The 20,226-nt window shown below is 64.4% G+C and carries 17 protein-coding genes; 7 read left to right on the top strand and 10 right to left on the bottom strand.

Features of this window, described 5'->3' with window-relative positions:
- Both LHL23_RS03390 and LHL23_RS03385 read left to right on the top strand, forming a co-directional pair.
- Positions 1-418: NAD(P)(+) transhydrogenase (Re/Si-specific) subunit beta (locus tag LHL23_RS03390; RefSeq protein WP_226428793.1), on the top strand; the 418-nt coding region annotated here is incomplete at its 5' end.
- Positions 419-607: 189 nt separating this feature from the next.
- Entirely contained in the window at positions 608-1,888 is a 1,281-nt protein-coding gene (locus LHL23_RS03385; RefSeq protein WP_226428792.1) for a DUF3422 family protein, read from the top strand.
- Between the two features lie 72 nt (positions 1,889-1,960).
- Here the strand turns inward: LHL23_RS03385 and LHL23_RS03380 are convergent, their stop codons facing one another.
- From LHL23_RS03380 to LHL23_RS03370, 3 genes are all read right to left on the bottom strand, one after another.
- The gene (locus LHL23_RS03380; protein ID WP_222475006.1) at positions 1,961-2,932 is read right to left on the bottom strand and encodes an ABC transporter permease; all 972 of its coding nucleotides are present in this window, start codon (positions 2,930-2,932) and stop codon (positions 1,961-1,963) included.
- Positions 2,925-3,932 carry an ABC transporter permease gene (locus LHL23_RS03375; RefSeq protein ID WP_222475008.1) on the bottom strand — a complete coding sequence of 336 codons (1,008 nt, stop codon included), beginning with the start codon at positions 3,930-3,932 and terminating at the stop codon, positions 2,925-2,927. The genes LHL23_RS03380 and LHL23_RS03375 overlap by 8 nt, the downstream gene beginning before the upstream one ends.
- 148 nt (positions 3,933-4,080) lie before the next feature.
- The gene (locus LHL23_RS03370; RefSeq protein ID WP_222475009.1) at positions 4,081-5,784 is read right to left on the bottom strand and encodes a peptide ABC transporter substrate-binding protein; all 1,704 of its coding nucleotides are present in this window, start codon (positions 5,782-5,784) and stop codon (positions 4,081-4,083) included.
- Between the two features lie 289 nt (positions 5,785-6,073).
- On the opposite strand from LHL23_RS03370, the gene LHL23_RS03365 reads away from it, so the two are divergent.
- From LHL23_RS03365 to LHL23_RS03350, 4 genes are all read left to right on the top strand, one after another.
- Positions 6,074-7,945 carry an ABC transporter ATP-binding protein gene (locus tag LHL23_RS03365; RefSeq protein WP_261396971.1) on the top strand — a complete coding sequence of 624 codons (1,872 nt, stop codon included), beginning with the start codon at positions 6,074-6,076 and terminating at the stop codon, positions 7,943-7,945.
- 2 nt (positions 7,946-7,947) lie between these two features.
- The gene (gene argE / locus LHL23_RS03360; protein WP_226428791.1) at positions 7,948-9,129 is read left to right on the top strand and encodes an acetylornithine deacetylase; all 1,182 of its coding nucleotides are present in this window, start codon (positions 7,948-7,950) and stop codon (positions 9,127-9,129) included.
- Positions 9,130-9,313: 184 nt separating this feature from the next.
- On the top strand, positions 9,314-10,480 hold the full coding sequence (locus LHL23_RS03355) for a M20 aminoacylase family protein (RefSeq protein ID WP_226428790.1): 1,167 nt from the start codon (positions 9,314-9,316) through the stop codon (positions 10,478-10,480).
- A gap of 34 nt (positions 10,481-10,514) precedes the next feature.
- Positions 10,515-11,678 carry a M20 aminoacylase family protein gene (locus LHL23_RS03350; protein WP_226428789.1) on the top strand — a complete coding sequence of 388 codons (1,164 nt, stop codon included), beginning with the start codon at positions 10,515-10,517 and terminating at the stop codon, positions 11,676-11,678.
- Between the two features lie 111 nt (positions 11,679-11,789).
- Here the strand turns inward: LHL23_RS03350 and LHL23_RS03345 are convergent, their stop codons facing one another.
- From LHL23_RS03345 to moaA, 3 genes are read right to left on the bottom strand one after another with little or no spacing between them, the layout of a single operon-like run.
- Entirely contained in the window at positions 11,790-12,848 is a 1,059-nt protein-coding gene (locus LHL23_RS03345; RefSeq protein WP_226428788.1) for a glycosyltransferase family 4 protein, read from the bottom strand.
- Positions 12,841-14,160 carry a 3-deoxy-D-manno-octulosonic acid transferase gene (locus LHL23_RS03340; RefSeq protein ID WP_226428787.1) on the bottom strand — a complete coding sequence of 440 codons (1,320 nt, stop codon included), beginning with the start codon at positions 14,158-14,160 and terminating at the stop codon, positions 12,841-12,843. The genes LHL23_RS03345 and LHL23_RS03340 overlap by 8 nt, the downstream gene beginning before the upstream one ends.
- 2 nt (positions 14,161-14,162) lie before the next feature.
- Positions 14,163-15,173, bottom strand: a complete 1,011-nt coding sequence (gene moaA, locus LHL23_RS03335; protein WP_222475018.1) for a GTP 3',8-cyclase MoaA — start codon at positions 15,171-15,173, stop codon at positions 14,163-14,165.
- A gap of 90 nt (positions 15,174-15,263) precedes the next feature.
- Here moaA and LHL23_RS03330 point away from each other — a divergent pair, with 90 nt between their 5' ends.
- A complete protein-coding gene (locus tag LHL23_RS03330) occupies positions 15,264-15,704 on the top strand; it encodes a hypothetical protein (RefSeq protein ID WP_226428786.1) in 441 nt (146 codons plus the stop codon).
- Between the two features lie 87 nt (positions 15,705-15,791).
- Here the strand turns inward: LHL23_RS03330 and LHL23_RS03325 are convergent, their stop codons facing one another.
- Genes LHL23_RS03325 through glmU form a run of 4 tightly spaced genes read right to left on the bottom strand, consistent with a single transcriptional unit; the run spans position 15,792 to position 20,215 of the window.
- Positions 15,792-16,472 (bottom strand): DNA alkylation repair protein, encoded by a 681-nt coding sequence (locus LHL23_RS03325; RefSeq protein ID WP_226428785.1) that lies wholly within the window; start codon positions 16,470-16,472, stop codon positions 15,792-15,794.
- A 21-nt stretch (positions 16,473-16,493) separates the two neighbouring features.
- Entirely contained in the window at positions 16,494-17,036 is a 543-nt protein-coding gene (locus LHL23_RS03320) for a pyridoxamine 5'-phosphate oxidase family protein (RefSeq protein WP_226428784.1), read from the bottom strand.
- Positions 17,037-17,039: 3 nt separating this feature from the next.
- Positions 17,040-18,860, bottom strand: a complete 1,821-nt coding sequence (gene glmS, locus LHL23_RS03315; protein ID WP_226428783.1) for a glutamine--fructose-6-phosphate transaminase (isomerizing) — start codon at positions 18,858-18,860, stop codon at positions 17,040-17,042.
- Complete coding sequence (gene glmU, locus LHL23_RS03310) at positions 18,860-20,215, bottom strand: bifunctional UDP-N-acetylglucosamine diphosphorylase/glucosamine-1-phosphate N-acetyltransferase GlmU (protein WP_222475027.1); 1,356 nt, start codon at positions 20,213-20,215, stop codon at positions 18,860-18,862. The genes glmS and glmU overlap by 1 nt, the downstream gene beginning before the upstream one ends.
- Between the last annotated feature and the right edge of the window lie 11 nt (positions 20,216-20,226).

The raw sequence follows: 20,226 nt of genomic DNA, 5'->3' as shown, positions 1-20,226 counted from the left end.
CGTCGCCGAACTGACCCGCCGCCTGCGGGCCAAGGGCAAGGAGGTGCGCTTTGCCATCCACCCGGTCGCAGGCCGCCTGCCGGGCCACATGAACGTGCTCTTGGCCGAGGCCAAGGTGCCCTACGACATCGTCCTGGAAATGGACGAGATCAACGAGGACTTCCCGCAGACCGATGTGGCGATCGTGATCGGCTCCAACGACATCGTCAACCCGGCCGCCCAGGAAGACCCCAACTCGCCGATCGCCGGCATGCCGGTGCTGGAATGCTGGAAGGCGAAACAGGTGTTTGTCTCCAAACGCGGCCAGGGCACGGGGTATTCCGGCATCGAGAACCCCCTGTTCTTCAAGGAAAACACCCGCATGTTCTACGGCGACGCGAAAGCCAGCCTCGATACGCTGCTGGGCCTGGTCCAGTAAGCGGATCCTCACCCTATGTGAAAAGGCGCTCCATCCGGGGCGCCTTTTTTGTTCCGGATCTTCTGTCAGGCCGGGCCGGTGCAGGGGAAGTGTATACCGTTGCATTCCGCTAACGTGTTGAAATAAAACATTTCTGTACATATTTCCTTGGCCAGAGTATCGTCCGCGGCATTGCCCCGGAGACCAAGAATGCCGCCGATCCAGGATCACCCGCTGCGTTACCAGCTGACCAATGAGCTGCACGCCCGCCCGTTCCCGACCATGACCAGCCCTTGCACGGTGGTCTACCTAGCTGTGAAACAGCCGCAGGAGGCGGTGCACCGCGACCGCATGCAGGACATGCAGCATCTGATCCAGCTCCTGGACCGGCACGGCGCGCCGCACCCCCAGCCGGGGGCGACCCACCATACCGCGCAGATCGGGCGGCACATGGTCAAATGGGAGCAGCATACCGAGTTTGTCAGCTACACCGTCTATTATGACGGGGTCAGCGCGCGGGCCTTCGATCCGGCGGATTTCGACGTCTTCCCGGCCGACTGGCTGGCGGAGGCGCCGGGCCAGCGGATCACCTCGGCGCTGATCCGGGTGGTGCCGCGCACGGAGCCGGATCAGCTGAAGGCGGCTTTGCATGACTGGTTCGTGCCGGAAAGCCTGGCGGTGTCGCAGGTGCTGGACGACAGCGCCGTGGTGGCCGGGGACTTCCGCATCGACCCGGCCGGCCACGTGCGCTTTGCCATTTTCCCGAACCCGGGCACCGGCAGCCAGCGGGTCGGCCGGGTGGTGCAGCGGCTGTGCGAGATCGAGACCTACCGGGCGATGTCGATGCTTGGGTTTTCCCGCGCCCGCGGGCTGACGCCGGTGATTGGGAAACTGGACACCCGTCTCAGCGAGATGATGGCGGAGATGACCACCGGCACCAAACCGGCCGAGGAGATCCTGACCCAGCTGCTGGCGGTGTCGGCTGAGCTGGAGGCGAAGGCGGCGCAGTCCGCATTCCGCTTCGGGGCCACCGGCGCCTATGACGCGCTGGTCAGCCAGCGCATCAGCCTGTTGCGAGAGGAACGCCACGAGGGCTTCCAGACCTTTGCCGAATTCATGCTGCGGCGGTTCGAGCCTGCGATGCGGACGGTGAACTCCACCGAGAAGCGGCTGGATACCCTCGCCAGCCGGGCGCGCCGGGCAGGGGAGCTGCTCCGGACGCGGGTGGATGTGGAGCGGTCGGCGCAGAACCAGGCGCTCTTGGCCAGCATGGACCGGCGCGCCGACATTGCGCTCAGGCTGCAGCACACGGTGGAGGGGCTGTCGGTGGTGGCCGTCAGCTATTACGCGGTGGCGCTGGTCTCCGACTTTCTGTTTCCGCTGGCCGAACGCTACGGGATGTCCCGGAAGGTGCTGATCGCCGCTGTCACCCTGCCGGTGATCGGGCTGGTCTGGCTGGGCATCCAGCGGATCCGGCGCAAGCTGCGCTGAGCCGCGCCGCGCAGGTGCAAAAGGAAAGGGCCGCCCGGCGGGGCGGCCCTTTATCGTTTCTGCGTGTTCCGCTCAGCGGCCCCGGATCCGCGGATCCAGCGCGTCGCGCAGGCCATCGCCCAGGTAGTTCACGCTCAGCACCGTCAGTGAGATCGCCATGCCGGGCCAGAACACCCGCTCAGGATACTGCTGCAGGTAATCGGTGGCATCGAACAGCAGCCGCCCCCAGGTCGGGAAATCCGGCGGGAAGCCGAGGCCGAGGAAGGAGAGCGACGACTCGGTGATGATCGCGGTGGCGATCCCCAGCGTGGCCGAGACCATGATCGGCGACAGCACGTTGGGCAGGATGTGCCGGGTGATCAGTTTCTGGTTGGTGGTGCCGATGGAACGCGCCGCCATCACGAACTCGCGCTCCTTCAGCGCCAGCACGTCGCCGCGCACGATCCGTGCGGTGGGCATCCAGCTGGTCACGCCGATGGAAATCACGATCAGGATGAAGATCCCCTGTTCCGGCCCGAAGGCGGCGTTCAGCGGCTCGCGGAACAGCAGCATCATCACCAGCAGCAGCGGCAAGAGCGGCAGCGCCAGGAACAGGTCGGTGAGGCGCATCAGCGGCCCGTCCAGCTTCTTGAAGAAGCCGGCCATCACCCCGATGAAGGAGCCGAGGAACAGTGCCAGCAGCATCGCCGTCAGGCCGACGGAGACCGAAGTCGCGCCGCCCGCCATCATCCGGGCCAGCATGTCGCGGCCCAGCTGGTCGGTGCCGAAGGGATGCGCCCAGCTGGGGCCCTGGTTGCGGGCGCGGATGTCGATCTTGGTGGCTTCCAGATCCCACACCAGCGGGCCGGCATAGACGGCCAGGATGATCAGCAGGAACAGCGCCCCGCCCATCAGCGCGCCGCGGTGGGATTTGAACTGGTCCCAGACGTCCAGCCACTGGCTGCGCGGCGGCTGGTGCAGCTCCTCCATCTGCCCGGCGGCGGGAACCGCGGTTGAGGCCGGAGCCATGCCTTCATCGGGCACAAAGCGTTCCTTGTCAGTCATAGCGGATCCTCGGGTCAAGAATGCCGTACAGCACGTCGGCGATCAGGTTGAACAGCACGATCAGCACCGCAAAGATGAAGGTGAGCGTCTGCACCATCGGCAGGTCGTTGGCCTGGATGGCGCCGATCAGCAGCTGGCCGATGCCGTTCACCTTGAACACCTGCTCAGTGATGATGGCGCCGCCGAAGATCGACGGGATGCCAAGCGCGATCACGGTAACCACCGGGATCATCGAGTTCCTGAGCACGTGGACCATCACCACCACATATTCGCTGAGGCCCTTGGCGCGGGCGGTGCGGACGTAATCCTGATTGAGGTTGTCCAGCATCGAGGCGCGCATGAAGCGGGAGAGCTGGGCGGTGATCTGCAGCGCCAGCACCATCACCGGCATGATCATCTGCTTCAGCTGGTAGACAAAGGCGTCCCAGCTGTCGACCACATGGGTGGTGTCATAGATCGACGGGAACCAGCCCAGCTGCACCGAGAAGATCACGATGACCAGCACGCCCGAGAAGAACGGCGGCACCGAGAAGCCGACCATCGACACGAAGGTGCCCATCTGGTCGAACCAGCTGTACTGGCGGTAGGCGGAATAGATGCCTATCGGCAGCGCGATCAGGATGGCGACCACATAGGCGGTGCCGACCACCCACAGGGTCTGCGGGATGCGCTGGACCACGATGTCCATCACCGGCGAGCGGGTCTGCCAGGAGATCACCCGCAGCTGGCCTTCGGCGAGGCTGGTGCCGAAGATATTGTCGATCAGCACCTGCGGCTCGATCCAGAAGAACTGCACCAGCCATTTCCAGAACCGGATATGCATCGGCTCGCCCAGGCCCAGGGCCAGGCGCATCTTTTCTTTGACTTCGGCGGGGACGGTCAGGGGAACCTGCGCCATCGGGTCGCCGGGGGCGAGCTCCAGGAGCAGGAAGATCACGAGGCTGATGAACAGCAGTGTCGGAACTGCCAGGATCAGCCGCCGGATTGTAAAGGTCAGCATCTGCTAAGCGCCTTTGCAACTTGTATTGAAATCGGAACAGGCAGGGCGGGAGCCCCGCGTCCAGGCCATGCGCAGCAGCCGGTGGCAGCCCCTGCAGATGGCAAGGGGCCCCGGCGTCGCGCCGGGGCCCCGGGGAAGCAAGCAGTGCTTACTTGATGCGGTACCAGTCGGCTGCGTTCCACAGCTCGCTGTCCCAGACGTTCAGGTCGACACCGCCCAGGGTGTTGGAATGCGCCGACAGGCGGCCGCGGTGCACCAGCGGGATCATGCCGCCGTTTTCGACCATGATGTCGTTCAGACGGCGGCCGATCTCGGCGCGCGCTTCCAGGCCGGCGGTTTTGGCCAGCTCGGCGTGCAGCTGGTCGAACTCCTCGTTGCAGAAGCGCGAGATGTTCTCACCCTGCCACTGGGATTCCGGCTTCGGCGCCTTGTCGCACAGGCCGTTGCCCAGATAGGACTGCGGGTCGGTGCCGTCGAAGTTGTTGGCGTACATCTCGACGTCGGCATAGAAGCGCTGGAAGGTGTCGGGCGAGCCCGGGTCGCCGCCGAAGAAGACGGAGGCGTTGATGTTGCGCAGCTCGGTTTCGATGCCGATCTGGCTCCACCATTCCTTGATCAGCGCCTGGAAGTCCTGGCGGACGGCGTTGGTCGAGGTCTGGTACAGGATCTTCATCGGCTTGCCGTCCGGGGTCTCCCGCACGCCGTCGCCGTTGGTGTCCTTGTAGCCGGCTTCTTCCAGCATCGCCTTGGCGCCTTCGATGTCCTGGGTGGAGCAGTCAAAGGTGTCGGAGGCGAAGGCCGCAGGCGCGGGCACCCAGTTGCAGCTGACCTTGCCGGCCTTGCCATAGCCGATTTCCACCAGCAGCGGGCGGTCGATGGCCATCGACATTGCCTTGTAGACAGCCGGATCGGTCAGGAACGGGTGCGGATGCTTGGCGGTGGAGCGCTCGCCCTCCGGCAGCTCCGGCGACGGGTCGGTCTGGTTCAGCATGATGCGTTCCACCAGCGAGCCGAAGCCGGCAACCGGCGTGCCCTTGCCGCCTGCTTCCATCTGCGCGATCACTTCCGGCGCCAGCTGCAGGTTCCAGGCATAGTCGAACTCGCCGGTTTCCATCACCGCGCGCCCCGCAGCGGTTGCGTCACCGCCGCCCTTGAACAGCACCTTGGCAAAGGCAGGCTTGGCCGGGTCGCGGTAGTTCTGGTTGGCGGACATGGTGATCACGTCGTTCGGCTTGAACTCATCCACCACAAACGGGCCGGTGCCGATCGGGCCAAAGTTGGCCTCGGTGCATTCCGGCGCCTTGGCGCCCATGCAGTTTTCGAACTGGGCCTTCTGCAGGATCGGGCTTTCGCCGCCGACAAACGGGCCGTAGGGGAAGGGGGTCGGCTTGTCGAATGTGACCTTGACGGTCAGATCGTCCACCACCTCGACGCCTGTAACACCCTGGAACTTGGTCAGCTGGGCGCAGCCGCCTTCGGGATGCATGCAGTAATCTGCGGTGAACTTCACATCATGGGCGGTGAAGTCGGTGCCGTCGGACCATTTGATGCCCGGCGCGACCTTCCAGGTGATCGAGGTGAGGTCCTCGCTGACGCCGCCGTTTTCAACGGTCGGGATTTCCGACGCCAGATAGGGGATCATGTTGCCCTGCGGGTCGTAGCGCGCCAGCGGCTCGATCACCAGCGATGCCGACTGCACATCCTTGGTGCCGCTCGACAGGAACGGGTTCAGGATCGACGGCGCCTGCCAGTAAATGATGTTGACCTGGCCGTCGGAGCCGCGCTCGGCAAAGGCCGCAGGCGCCAGCGAAGCCGTGGCAACAGCACCCATCAATAGGGATTTCAATTTCATCACACACTCCTTGTCGGACACGTTTTGTGTCTTTTTGTTGGCCGGGCCGGAAAAGGCCCGGAGGTTTGCCGCATTGCTGCGGAAGTGTTGCGTTGGGCTCTGCAAGCCCCGTTAAGCTGCTGAAAGCAAGCAGCTTTGACGGCGCCCCGGACGCACCGGCGCATGCCGCCTGCAGGCAACCACAGGGGTATCGAAAACCTTTTGCCGCGAAAATGCAAATTCCAATTTCGAAACGCTCATGCATAATTTGCATGAGCTTTTTTGTGCAAAGTAGAGTTTACTCCGAAACCTGAGGCCGCCTTTTCCGGCGGATCAGAGAAATAAAAACCAGGGAGCCGTCATGCTGGACAACGCCATTGCGTCCATAAGAAATCTGCGGGTGGAGTTTCAGACCAAGGACGGCCCGGTTGTCGGCGTCGAGAACGTCTCCTTTGACGTGAGCCCCGGCGAAACCGTTTGTATCGTTGGCGAATCCGGCTCCGGCAAATCGGTTTCTTCGCTGTCGCTGATGCGTCTGGTGGAGTTCGGCGGCGGCGAGATTGCCGGCGGCGAGCTGCTGTTCAACCGGCGCGAGGGCGGCGAGACCAATCTCGCGGACTCCGAACAGGAGATGATGAAGCAGATTCGCGGCAACGAGATCGGCATGATCTTCCAGGAGCCGATGACTGCGCTCAATCCGGTGTTCACCGTCGGCCGCCAGCTGACCGAGGGCCTGCGCATCCACAAAAAGATGTCGCAATCCCAGGCGGAAGAGCGGGCGCTTGAGCTGTTGCGCCAGGTCCGCATTCCGGAACCGGAACGCCGCCTCAAGCAGTATCCGCACGAGCTGTCCGGCGGCATGCGCCAGCGGGTGGTGATCGCGATGGCGATGGCCTGCGAGCCGCGGCTATTGATCGCGGACGAGCCCACAACCGCGCTGGACGTGACCATCCAGGCCGAGATCCTGGCGCTGATGGACCGGCTGAAGCGCGAGACCGGCACCGCGGTGATGTTCATCACCCATGACATGGCGGTGGTGGCCCAGATGGCCGACCGCGTGGTGGTCATGTTCCGCGGCAACAAGGTCGAGGAAGGCACCGTCGAGGAGATTTTCGAGAACCCCAAGCACGACTACACCAAGGCATTGCTGGCGGCGGTTCCGAAACTGGGCGAGATGCGCGGCAAGCATTACCCCGAGCCGATGAAGCTGATGGGGGTTGAGGACCAGAAGATCGAGCCGATCAAGGGCACCGACGAGGTGCTTCTGGACGTGCAGAACCTGACCACCCGCTTCCCGGTCAAGGGCGGCCTCTTGCGCCGCACCATCTCCAACGTGCACGCGGTGGAGGACGTGTCCTTCAAGGTCTTCAAGGGCCAGACCCTGTCGCTGGTCGGGGAATCCGGCTGCGGCAAATCCTCTGCCGGGCGCTCGATCCTGCGGCTGGTGGAGCCGCTGTCGGGCAAGGTGAACTTTGAAGGCCGCGATGTGCTGCAATTCAGCCCGTCCCAGATGCACAAGGCGCGCCAGGACATGCAGATGATCTTTCAGGATCCGTTTGCGTCCCTGAACCCGCAGATGCAGCTGATCGACCAGGTGGCGGAACCGATCCGGAACTACGGCCTGGCCTCGGGCTCCGAACTGCATGACCGGGTTGCCAGCCTGTTCGACCGCGTCCACCTGCCGCGCAGCTTCATGCGCCGCTACCCGCACGAGATGTCCGGCGGCCAGCGCCAGCGGATCGCCATCGCCCGCGCGCTGGCTTTGAACCCCAAGCTGATCGTCGCGGACGAGGCGGTCTCGGCGCTCGATGTGTCGGTGCAGGCGCAGGTGCTGAATCTGATGATGGAACTGCAGGCGGAACTGGGCCTGTCGTTCCTGTTCATCAGCCACGACATGGCGGTGGTGGAGCGCGTCAGCCATCAGGTGGGCGTCATGTACCTGGGCCGCATCGTGGAAATCGGCCCCCGTGAACGTGTCTTCGAGAACCCGCTGCACGCCTATACCCAGGCGCTGATGAAGGCGGTGCCGATCGCCGACCCGCGCCAGCGCAAGTCCGAGAAGGAACTGAACTTCAAACCGATCCCGTCGCCGATTCACGAGGTCGGCTATCAGCCGGAGCCGTCGGAGTACCTGGAACTGGAGCCCGGCCATTTCGTGCTGACCACCGACAGCGGCTACTGATCATGGCTGCCAGACTGACGCCGCTGGAGATCATGCAACAGCTGGTCTCCTTCCCGACCGTGAGCCGGGACACAAACCTGCCGCTGGTCGATTGGGTGCAGGAGTATCTGTCGTCCCACGGCATCGAAAGCCACCGCTGGGTGGATCCTGACCAGCCGCACAAGGCCGCGGTTTTTGCCCATGTCGGCCCGTGGGAAGAGGGCGCCGTGGTTCTGTCGGGCCATACCGATGTGGTGCCGGTGGACGGCCAGCCCTGGGACACCGATCCCTTCACGGTGGTGGAGAAGGACGGCAAATACTTCGGCCGCGGCACCTGTGACATGAAGGGCTTCGATGCCCTCGCGATTTGGGCCTTGGTCGAGGCGCATACCCAAGGTGTCGTACGCCCGCTGCAACTGGCGCTGAGTTTCGACGAGGAGATCGGCTGCACCGGTGCGCCGCCGATGATCGAGGCGATGCAGCCCCTTTTGCCCAAGGGGTCGGCGGTGATCGTCGGCGAACCGTCGATGATGCAAGCAGTGACCGGCCACAAGGGCGGCACCGGCTATGACACCCATGTGGTCGGGTTCGAGGTGCATTCCTCCCTCATGCACACCGGCGTCAGCGCCATCATGCAAGGGGCCAGGCTGATCGACTGGGCCAACCAGAAAAATGCCGAAAACATGGCCAAGGAGCCCGGCGAGGTGCAGGCGATGTTCACCCCGCCCTGGACAACCTGCCATGTCGGCATGATCGAGGGCGGCACCGCCCATAACATCACCGCCAAGGACTGCCGCTTCATGATGGATTTCCGGGTGGTGCCGGGAGAAAACCCCGGTGATTGGGAAGCCGCCTATCTCGCCAAGGTGCGCGAGGTAGAGGCGGAGATGCAGATGATCCATCCGGAAGCCCGCATCGATGTGTCCAAGCGCTTCGACGTGCCCGGGCTGGTGCCGGAACAAAACGGCGAGGCCGAGGCGCTGGTGCGCCGGGTGACCGGCGACAACGGCTCCCATGTGGTCAGCTACGGCACTGAAGCGGGCCAGTTCCAGCAGGCGGGCTACTCTGCGGTGATCTGCGGCCCCGGCGACATTGCGCAGGCGCATCAGCCCAACGAATACATCACTGTTGCCCAGTTCGACGCGGGCCACGACTTCATGCGCAAGCTGGTGGAAAAGCTGAGCGGATATTTCCCTTTGCCTTGAAACCGCGCGCTTCGTGCTCAGATTGATGCCAAGGGATGCACGGGCGGTGCACAGGGGGTGCACGCATGGTGCCGGCTCTCTGGCAGGCTCAGCCGCGTCCCCGTGGAACCAGATACTTGCGAAGCTAAGTTTTTTCGCGGACAGTTTGCCGCACAGGAACTGAAACAAAAAAGGGGAGGGGAATATGCCGGCCAAAAACCGCTTTGCCGAGATGCACCAGGAGATCACCGCTTGGCGCCATCACCTGCACGAGAACCCCGAACTGATGTACGAAGTGCACGAGACCGCTGCCTTTGTGGTGGAGCGGCTCAAGGAATTCGGCATCACCGATATCACCACCGGTGTCGGCCAGACCGGCGTGGTGGCGGTGATCGAGGGCAAGACCAATGCCTCGGGCCGCGCCATCGGGCTGCGGGCCGACATGGATGCGCTGCCGATCCCCGAGGCTTCCGGCGTGGACTATGCCTCCAAGACGCCCGGCGTGATGCACGCCTGCGGCCATGACGGCCACACCTCGATCCTGCTTGGGGCGGCCAAGTACCTTGCAGAAACACGGAATTTTGACGGCAGGGTCGTTCTGATCTTCCAGCCGGCCGAGGAGGGCGGCGCCGGCGGCAAGGCGATGTGCGACGACGGGCTGATGGACCGCTGGGGCATCCAGGAGGTCTATGGCCTGCACAATATGCCAGGCCTGCCGGTGGGCGAATTTGCCATCCGACCAGGCCCGTTGATGGCGTCCTCGGACGAATTCATCATCACCGTCACCGGCAAGGGCGGCCACGCCGCCGCCCCGCATGAGGCGATCGACACGACGCTGGCGGCCTCGCAGATCGTGGTCTCGCTGCATTCCATCGTGTCGCGCAATGTGGACCCGGTCAAACGCGTGGTGCTGACCGTCGGCACCTTTGAGACCGACAGCACCGCTTCGAACGTAATCGCTCATACCGCCAAACTGCAAGGAACCGTCCGCACCCTGGATCCCGAGTACCGCACTCAGGCCGAGGACTGGGTGCGCCGGGTCGCCGAAAGCACTGCCGCGGCCTTCGGCGCCACGGCAGAGGTCGAGTGGCTTCCAGGCTACCCCGTTACAATCAATGATGAAAACGGCACTGCACATGCAGTGGAGGCGGCGCAGGCGGTCTCTGCCAAGGTCGATGCCGAGACCCCGCCGATCATGCCGTCCGAGGATTTCTCCTACATGCTGGAGCAGCGCCCCGGCGCCTATATCTTCCTCGGCAACGGCGACACCCAGATGTGCCACCACCCGGCCTATGTCTTTGACGACGAGGCGATCCCGCTGGGATGCAGCTGGTTTGCCGAGCTGGTGGAACGAAGAATGCCCGCGGCCTGAGGCTGCGGGGAACAGATAACCAAAGGAGTGAGAAATGCCGGTCAAGAACCGCTTTGCCGAACTGCAGGATGAAATCACCGCCTGGCGCCGTGACATCCACGAAAACCCGGAAATCCTGTTCGAAACCCACCGCACCAGCGCGCTGGTGGCTCAGAAGCTGCAGGAATTCGGCTGCGACGAGGTGGTGACCGGCATCGGCCGCACCGGTGTGGTCGGCGTGATCAAGGGCAAGGCGGACACCTCCGGCAAGGTGATCGGCCTGCGCGCCGACATGGATGCGCTGCCGATCCATGAGCAGACTGGTCTGGACTATGCCTCCAAGACCCCCGGCGCGATGCATGCCTGCGGCCATGACGGCCACACCGCGATGCTGCTGGGCGCCGCCAAGTACCTGTCGGAGACCCGCAATTTCGACGGCACCGTGGTGGTGATCTTCCAGCCCGCCGAAGAAGGCGGCGGCGGTGCCAAGGTGATGTGCGACGACGGCCTGATGGACCGCTGGGGCGTGCAGGAGGTTTACGGCCTGCACAACTGGCCGGGCCAGCCGCTGGGCTCTTTTGCAATCCGCCCGGGATCCTTCTTTGCCGCAACCGACCAGTTCGACATCACCTTCGAAGGCCGCGGCGGCCATGCGGCCAAACCGCATGAGACCATCGACACCACCGTTCTGGCCGCGCAAGCCGTGCTGGCGCTGCAGACCATCGCTTCGCGCAATGCCGACCCGGTGCACCAGATCGTGGTCTCCGTGACTTCGTTTGAGACGTCGTCCAAGGCGTTCAACGTGATCCCGCAGAAGGTGCAGATCAAGGGCACCGTGCGCACCATGTCCAAGGAGATGCGCGACCTGGCCGAAAAGCGGATCAATGAGGTATGCACCGGCATCGCCGCGACCTTTGGCGGCACCGCGGACATCACCTATCACCGCGGTTATCCGGTGATGGTGAACCACGAGGAGCAGACCGAGTTTGCCGCCAAGGTGGCCGCCAGCGTGTCCGGCTCCTGCGGGGATGCGCCGCTGGTGATGGGCGGCGAGGATTTCGCCTTTATGCTGGAGGAGCGCCCCGGCGCCTATATCCTGATGGGCAACGGCGACACCGCGATGGTGCATCACCCGGAGTACAACTTCAACGACGAGGCCATTCCCGCGGGCTGCAGCTGGTGGGCGGAGATCGTCGAGCAGCGGATGCCTGCGGCCTGAAGGATATCGGGGAGGGGGCTGTCTGCCCCCTCTTGCGCCAGCGGCGCAATTCACCCCCGAGGATATTTCCGGCCAGATGAAGAGGGATCAGGTTTTGCGCCGCGGCAGGCGTCAGTGCTCCAGCAATTCGCGGTAGATGGCGACCAGGGTCTCGGCCTCTTTCTCCAGCGCGAAATTGGTCATGGCGTGTTTGCGGGCGGCCTCTGACCATTGCGCCAGCCGGCCTTCGGTGGACAAGACCTCGTTGATCGCGTCCACCATCTGACCGGTTTCGCCCGGGTCGATCAGCAGGCCGGTCTCATGCGGTGCAATCAGCTCTTCAAAAGCGCCGACACGGGTCGCCACGGCCGGCACGCCGCAAGACATCGCTTCGAGCGGGGTGAGGCCGAACCCCTCCCAGCGCTGCGGGGCAACGTAAAGATCCAGCGCCTGGTACCAGCGGGAAACCTCCCAGACCGGCACCTCCGGCGGGAACAGCAGACGGCCCGACAGGCCCGCGGCTTCCACCTTGGCGCGCAGGCCCTTCTCAAACGCCACATGTTTTTCCGTCGCGCGGCCCATCACGACGCCAGCCGCTTGCGGATGCGCCTTCAGCACCTCCAGCATGGCGTCGACAAAAACGTCGGTGCCCTTCTGCGCCCGGATGCGGCCGTAGCAGCCGATCAGGATCGCATCCTCCGGCAGGCCCAGCGCGCGCCGCAGCGCCGCCTTGTCGGCAGGCGGGGAGAATTCTTCGGTGTTGATCCCGTGGTGCACCACCTGCGCAGGTTTCTCAAGGTAGGCCGCGCCCTTGGCCGAGGTGGCGATCACCCGGTCCATCTGAGAGATCAGCCACTTGGTATAGCCGGAGTGGTGGCGCTGCGACGCGGAGGTGAACAACAGCTTCAGCCGCTTGCCCAAGAGGTATTTCAGCGCCAGCCCGCCCAGCATTTCCACGTTGCGCCGGGCGTGCCAGACGCGGGCGCCTGCGGGGCCGTTGCGGCCCATCAGGATAAGCTGGGAGGCCGACAGATGCGGCATGTCCCCCGGCAGGCCGCTGCCCGCCGTGGCGATGGCGATATGCTGCCGTTGCAGCGGCACCAGCCGCACGATGGTGGAGGTGACGCCGGACAGGCGGCGCTTGAAGTTCGGCGCGATAACCTCGACCGTGCTGGCGTCCACTTCAGCCATCCTGGCCTCCTTTGCGGGGCAGAAGCGCCAGCAGGGCGTCCACCGTCTTGTCCAATTGATCCGACTGCCGCGAGATGAACGCCTTGGCGGCATCGCGGGCGGCCTGGAAGACCGCGGGCTTTTCAAGCCATTCCGAAACCTGCGCCGCCAGCTCCGCCGCAGCAGATTGTACTTCCACCGCGGCGCCAAGAACGGTCAGTTCGGCATAAGTCTCGGCGAAATTGTAATGCCCGGTGCCGGTGACCACCGCGGCGCCTGCCTGCATCGGTTCAAACGGGTTGTGGCCGCCGATCTCGCGCAAGGAGCCGCCCAGGAACACCAGCGGGGACAGCGCGTACCAGGTGCCGACCTCGCCCAGGGTGTCGGCCAGATAGACTTGCGTTTGGGTGCCGGGCAGCACGCCTTTGCTGCGCCGCGCGCAGCTGAGACCTGCGTCCTTGACCAGTGCTTCTACTGCATCGCCGCGTTCCGGATGGCGGGGGGCGAGCAGCAGGCAGAGGTCAGGGTGCGCCTTCAGCAGCGTCTTGTGGGCCTCCAGCACGGTTTCCTCCTCGCCGTCGTGGGTGGAGGAAGCGACCCAGACGGGGCGCTCGCCGATGCTGCCGCGCGCCTTGGCGAGGGCATCCTGATCGACCGGCAGCGGCGCTGACACTGCCTTGAGGTTGCTGCCGGGGCGGATGCGCTCCGGTGCGGCCCCCATCGCCTGCAGGTTGGCAGCGGTTTTCTGGTTCTGGGTGACCAGCAGGTTAAACTGGTCGAGGATGAACTGCGCGGTGGCCGGGCGTTTTGTCCAGCCTTCCACCGAGCGGTCCGAAAGACGCGCGTTCAGCAGCACCAGGGGGCAGCCCATATTGCGGGCGCGCACCAGCATCTGCGGCCACAGCTCGCTTTCCACGAACACTCCCAGATCGGGCTGCCAATGGGCGAGGAAGCGGTCCACGGCGGCAGCGGTGTCCAGCGGCGGGAACTGGTGGCGGCAGCGCGGCGGCATCCGTTTGGCGATCAGCTCAGCCGAGGTGGGCGTGCCGGAGGTAATCAGGAATTCTGCATCCGGCGCCTGTTCGCCCATGCGGGCAATCAGGGTCAGCACCGACAGGCTTTCGCCGACAGAGGCGGCGTGGAACCAGATCAGCCGCCCGGCAGGGCGGGGCAGGGAGGCGTGGCCGAGGCGTTCGCGCACCCGTTCTTCCGGCAGGCCGTAATCGCGCAGCTTGCCTGCGACCTTGCGCCAGGCAAAGGGGGCAATTAGCGCGCTGGCGCCGCAGTAAAGGGAATAGAGCAGCGTCCTGCGCGCTGGAGCGGTCCCGGACATAGTTAGCCGCCGGTGTGGCTCATGTGGCGGGACATCTGGCCGCCGGCCTCCTGCCGGGAGTAGTCGAAATCATGGCCGCGGGGCTTGTCGCCGATGGCGGCGCGGATCGCGGCCTCCAGCACGCCGGTGCCTTCCTCATTGGCGCGCAGGGGCGCCCGCAGGTCGGCTTTGCCCTCCTGGCCGAGGCAGGTGTAGATCTCGCCGGTGCAGGTCACCCGCACCCGGTTGCAGCTTTCGCAGAAATTATGGGAGAGCGGCGTGATGAAACCGATCTTCTGGCCGGTTTCCTCCAGCCGCACATAACGCGCCGGGCCGCCGGTGCGCTCGGCCAGATCGGTGACGGTGTAGTGGCTTTCGTATTCCTTGCGAACGTCCTTCAGCGACCAGTACTGGCCGATGCGCTCCATGGCACCGATATCCTCGCCCATCGGCATCACTTCGATCCAGGTGAGGTCAAGGCCGCGTCCGGCGCACCATTCGGTGATGCGGGGCAGTTCCTCTTCGTTGAACCCCTTGAGCGCAACCGCGTTGATCTTGACCTTGAGGCCCGCCTTCTGCGCCGCATCGATGCCCTTCATCACCTGCGGCAGGCGGCCCCAGCGGGTGACATCGGCAAACTTCTGTTCGTCCAGCGTGTCGAGCGATATATTCACCCGGCGCACCCCGGCGGCGTAGAGGTCATCGGCGTATTTCATCAGCTGCGAGCCATTGGTGGTCAGCGTCAGTTCCCGCAGGGCACCGGTTTCCAGATGGCGGCTCATTGCGTTGAAGAAGGTCATGATGCCGCGCCGCACCAGCGGCTCGCCGCCGGTGATCCGCAGCTTCTCGACGCCCAGCCGGATGAAGGTGGAGCACAGCCGGTCCAGTTCCTCCAGCGTCAGCAGATCTTTCTTGGGCAGAAAGGTCATGTTTTCCGACATGCAATAAACGCAGCGGAAGTCGCAGCGGTCGGTGACCGAGACACGCAGGTAAGTGATTGCGCGGGCGAAGGGATCGATAAGCGGAGCCGTCATGCCTCCTAGGTAAAGCGGGGCACCGCCCGCGGCAAGGGGGGACAGCTTTTGTGACTGGCAAAGAGTTTCGCGGCTGGCTAGGGTTTGCCCATGCGTATGACAGTCATTTCCCTTGCTTCAATTTCCCTGCTGGCCGCCTGCAACGGCATCCAGCTGAACTCCTCCATTCTGAACGGATCCGGCGTGCCGGTTGCGGCTGAGCCGCAGGACCCGGTGCTGCAACCCGCGCCGGGCGTTGATGTGGCAGCGGCTGAACCGCTGGCGCCATCGGTGCCGTCCTTCCGGGGGGCTGCGTCTACTGTGGCCTCGCTGGGCGATCCCTCGCTGCCGGGCATGTGGATGGAAACACCGCTGGTGGCGGCAGAGCAGCAGGCTCTGATCCGGTCCAGCCGCAATACCCAGGCCGTTGTCACACTGAAGCCCATACCAGGCGAGGCCACGGGCGGCAGCCGCCTGTCAATTGACGCCATGCGGGCGCTGGGCCTACCGCTGACGGAGCTGGCTGAGGTGCAGGTGCTGCCTGCGGGCTGAGCGGTTGTTTGAAGCCGGGGAAGCGCCCGCCCGCTTGGGGCGTTCGCGTGCGCTGCCCGGCGGGTGCCGGGTCGGCCAATGGCAGGCCTAAGCGTCTTTCAAATACTTCGCCGCTTCCTTGCGGGCAAACCCCTTCATGGAACCGCCATGTTCCGCCAGAAACGCGCGGGTGCGGTCCGCGTCGTGCTTGCTGAGGTCGCGCAGCCACCAGGCGACGGCCTTTTGCATGAACCAGTCACGGTCGGGCACATAAGCCGCAGCCCAGCCCAGAATGCGCTCGCGGGCCGCGCTGTCGGCGGGTTTCAGATTGTTCATCTTGGCCCAGGGCAGGGTTGCCACCAGTGCCGCGCGGCGGGTCCACATGTGGTCCGATTGCGACCAGGCTTCCACTGTGTCAAGCCGGGAAGGGTCCGCCAGCAGGCGTTTTGAAATGGCAGAGCAGGCATGATCGGCAATGGCCCAGCTGTCGAACTGGGGCACCCAGGATTGCAGCAGCTCCCAGACCGCCTGGTCCTCCTTGATCCGCGCCTGGGTCAGCAGCTTGCCTGCGGCAATGCGGGCCTCGAAGATATCGGTGTCCCACAGGGCGCGGGCCAGATCCACGCGCTCTGTCACGCTTAGGGACTGACGCCAGGACTTTGTCAGGTCGTTGGTGGCCGGGTTCGGCACCCCCAGCACTTCGCGTGTCTGCTTGTGATAGGCAGCCATCTGCTCTGCCCGGCCGGGTTCGGCCTGGGCTTTCAGCGCATCAAGATAGGTTTCGAGCATGTCGTTCCTTGGCTTGGGACGTCACACCGGCACGCCGGTCGGCTTGCCGTCAAGGGTGGTCTGGTTCTTTTCCGCCCAGTAGGCGCGGATGTCCGCGTCCGACTTGCCGTCGACCCATTTCTGCATGGTGTCGCGGTCGGACTGGTATTCCATGAAGGGCACCGCATAACCGCAGGAGGTCTGCACCAGATCGACCGAAACATCAAAGATTTGCCGGGCGCTGCGGTGGGCGGGGAACAGGGCGGCCAAATCCTCCCAGCCTTCATCGCCGGAATGCAGCACCTTGGCGGTGCCATAGGCGCGCAGGATTTGCGGGCGGGTGGTGAAAGAGCACCACATCAGGGTAATGCGGTTCACCTCCAGCAGGTGGCCCGCGGTTTCATTGCCGCTGCCGGTCAGGTTCATCCAGACGATCCGGTCCGGCCCCAGCACCCGCAGCGAGTCCATCCCCTTGGGGGAGATGTTCACACGGCCCTCCGGCCCGGCGGAGCCGGTGAAGAACATGTGCTGCTCTTCAATGAACCTGCGGTGCGCCTCTTCGATCTGCGGGAACTGCTTGGACATGGCTCACTCCACTGTCACCGATTTCGCCAGGTTGCGCGGCTGGTCCACATCAGTGCCTTTGGCGACTGCGGTGTGATAGGCCAAGAGCTGCGCCGGGATCGCGTAGAGGATCGGCGACAGCGCTTCCTTGATGCGGGGCATCCGGATCGCGCACCAGACGTCGTCGCCGGCCTCGTCGATGCCATCCTGGTCGGAGATCATCAGCACCTTGCCCTTGCGGGCTAGGACTTCCTGCATGTTGGAGACGGATTTGTCGAACAGCGTGTCCTTGGGTGACAGCACCACCACCGGCATGTTCTTGTCAATCAGCGCGATGGGGCCGTGCTTCAGCTCGCCGCTCGCATAAGCCTCGGCATGGATGTAGCTGATTTCCTTGAGCTTAAGCGCACCTTCCAGCGCCAGCGGGAACATCAGGCCGCGGCCCAGGAACAGCACGTCGCGGGCCTCGCTCACCTTCAGGGCAGCCTGGCGGATCGCCTCGTTCTGCTCCAGTGCGGCAGACATCACATTGGGCAGACCGCGGATCGCGGTGGCGTAGTCCGCCATTTCCTCGGGCGAAAGGTGGCCGCGGTCGCAGGCTGCCTTGAGCGCCAGCGACAAGAGAACCGTCAGCTGGCAGGTGAAGGCCTTGGTGGAGGCCACGCCGATTTCCGGCCCTGCAAAGATCGGCAGCGCCAGATCGCTTTCCCGCGCGATGGAGCTTTCGGGGACGTTTACTACCGATAGGATCTTGTCCGCCTTCTCCTGGCAGTAGCGCAGCGCCGCCAGGGTGTCGGCGGTTTCGCCCGACTGGGAGACAAACAGCGCCAGCGTATTGCCCGGGATCGGCGGCTCGCGGTAGCGGAACTCCGAGGCGATATCGACCTCGACCGGCATCCTGGCGATCTGCTCGAACCAGTATTTCGCGGTGACACAGGCGTAATAGGCAGTGCCGCAGGCGACCATGGTCAGCCGCTCGACATTGGAGAAATCCACCTCTCCGGGCAGGCGCACCGCGTCTTCCTCGACCGGCAGATAATGGCGGATTGCCTCGGCGATCACATGCGGCTGCTCGGCGATTTCCTTGGCCATGAAGTGCTTGTGGCCGCCCTTGTCGACCTGGGTGGCGTCGATCTGGATGGTCTTGGTTTCGCGGTTCACCAGCTCGCCCCGGGCATTGCGGATTTCCGCGCCTGCGCGGGTGACGACGGCGCGGTCGCCTTCTTCCAAATAGGTGATCCGGTCGGTCAGCGGCGCCAGCGCGATGGCGTCGGAGCCTACGAACATCTCGCCATTGCCGTGGCCGATCGCCAGCGGCGAGCCCTTGCGGGCGGCAATGATCAGGTTCTCCTCACCATCAAACAGGAAGGCCAGCGCAAAGGCGCCCTCCAGCTGGTCCAGCGTCTTGAAGGCGGCATCCACCGGAGAGTGGCCCTCTTTCAGATAGCGTTCCGTCATCAGGGCGACGGTTTCGGTGTCGGTCTCGGTGCGGAACTCCATGCCGCAGTTCAGAAGCTCTGCGCGCAATTCCTTGTAGTTTTCGATGATACCGTTGTGCACCACCGCGACGGCACCGGCGCGGTGCGGATGGGCGTTGCTGACAGAGGGCGCGCCATGGGTGGCCCAGCGGGTGTGGCCGATGCCGGCCTTGCCGGCCAGCGGCTCATGCACCAAGAGATCGCTGAGGTTCACCAGCTTGCCCACCGCGCGGCGGCGGCGCAGGGCGCCATTGTTCACAGTGGCAATGCCTGCGCTGTCATAGCCGCGGTATTCCAGCCGTTTCAGCGCCTCGACCAGGATAGGTGCGGCTTCGTGATTACCCAGAACACCGACAATTCCGCACATCACTTAGTCCCCTTTTTCAGGCGGGCCTTCTTGGCGCGCAGCATGTCCATCAGCTTGCGCGCATGGCCCGGTTTGTTGGTCTGTCCGGCCCGGCCGATGGCCAGATCGCCGTCTTCGACATTCTTTGTCACCACCGTGCCGGACGCCGTCATCGACTCGCTGCCCACGCGGACCGGGGCCACCAGCATGGTGTTCGAGCCGATGAAGGCGCGCGCTCCGATCTCGGTGCGGTGCTTCAGAACCCCGTCATAGTTGCAGGTAATAGTGCCTGCGCCAATATTCGCGGCCTCGCCGACAAAGGCATCGCCGATATAGCTAAGGTGGTTCACCTTGGCGCCTTCGGCAATCTCAGAGTTCTTGATTTCCACGAAATTGCCGATGCGGGTGTTTTCGGCCAGCTCGGCACCTGGGCGCAGGCGGGCAAAAGGCCCCACCTGGGCGCCTCGGCTGATATGGCAGCCCTCCATATACGAAAACGACCGGATCAGCGCTCCGCTTTCCACCGTTACGCCCGGGCCGAACACTACATTCGGCTCAATCACCGTGTCTCTGCCAATGACGGTGTCAAAAGCCAGGTAGACGGTTTCCGGCACCATCAGGGTAACGCCCAGTTCCATCAGTTCCGCCCGCGCCCGCGCCTGGAACAGTGCATCCGCCTGCGCCAGCTCAGCCCGCGAGTTGACGCCCAGCGTCTCTGCCTCGTCGCAGTACACGGCGGTCACCTTGAAGTCCTCATGCCGGGCCAGTTCCACGAGATCGGTCAGGTAGTATTCGCCGGAGGCGTTTTCATTGCCGACCTTGGCAATCAGATCGAAGACTACGCTGGCTTTGCCCGCCATCAGGCCGGAATTGCAAAAGGTAATGGCGCGTTCGGCTTCGCTGGCGTCCTTGAATTCGACAATCCGCTCCAGGCTGTCGCCGTCCATCACCAGGCGGCCGTAGCGGCCCGGGTCGGCGGCCTGAAACCCCAGAATGACCAGATCGGCGCGCTGGCGGGCGTCGACCATCCGTTCCAGCGTCCCGGCGCTGACGAAAGGCGTGTCACCATAAAGGACAATCACATCACCCGCGAACCCTTCCAGTGCGGCGCGGGCCTGATCAACCGCATGGGCGGTGCCAAGCTGTTCCTCCTGCAGCACAACTTCGGCGGTCTCGTCGAGTCCGGCCACGGCTTCGCGCACTGCCTCGGCCCCGTGGCCTGCCACGATGATGGTGCGCTCCGGCTCCAGCGCACGGCCTGCGGCCATCGCATGCTCCAGCATCGGCGCATAGGCGATCGGGTGCAGCACTTTGGGGAGGTCGGAGTTCATCCGCGTGCCTTTTCCGGCCGCCAGGATGACAAGGGCAATGCTCATAATCGCTTTTC

It is taken from the genome of Leisingera sp. McT4-56 (assembly GCF_020514995.1).
GTDB lineage: Bacteria > Pseudomonadota > Alphaproteobacteria > Rhodobacterales > Rhodobacteraceae > Leisingera > Leisingera aquaemixtae_A.
The sequence above is the reverse complement of the archived record's forward strand: the minus strand, read 5'-3'. Positions and strand labels throughout refer to the sequence as shown.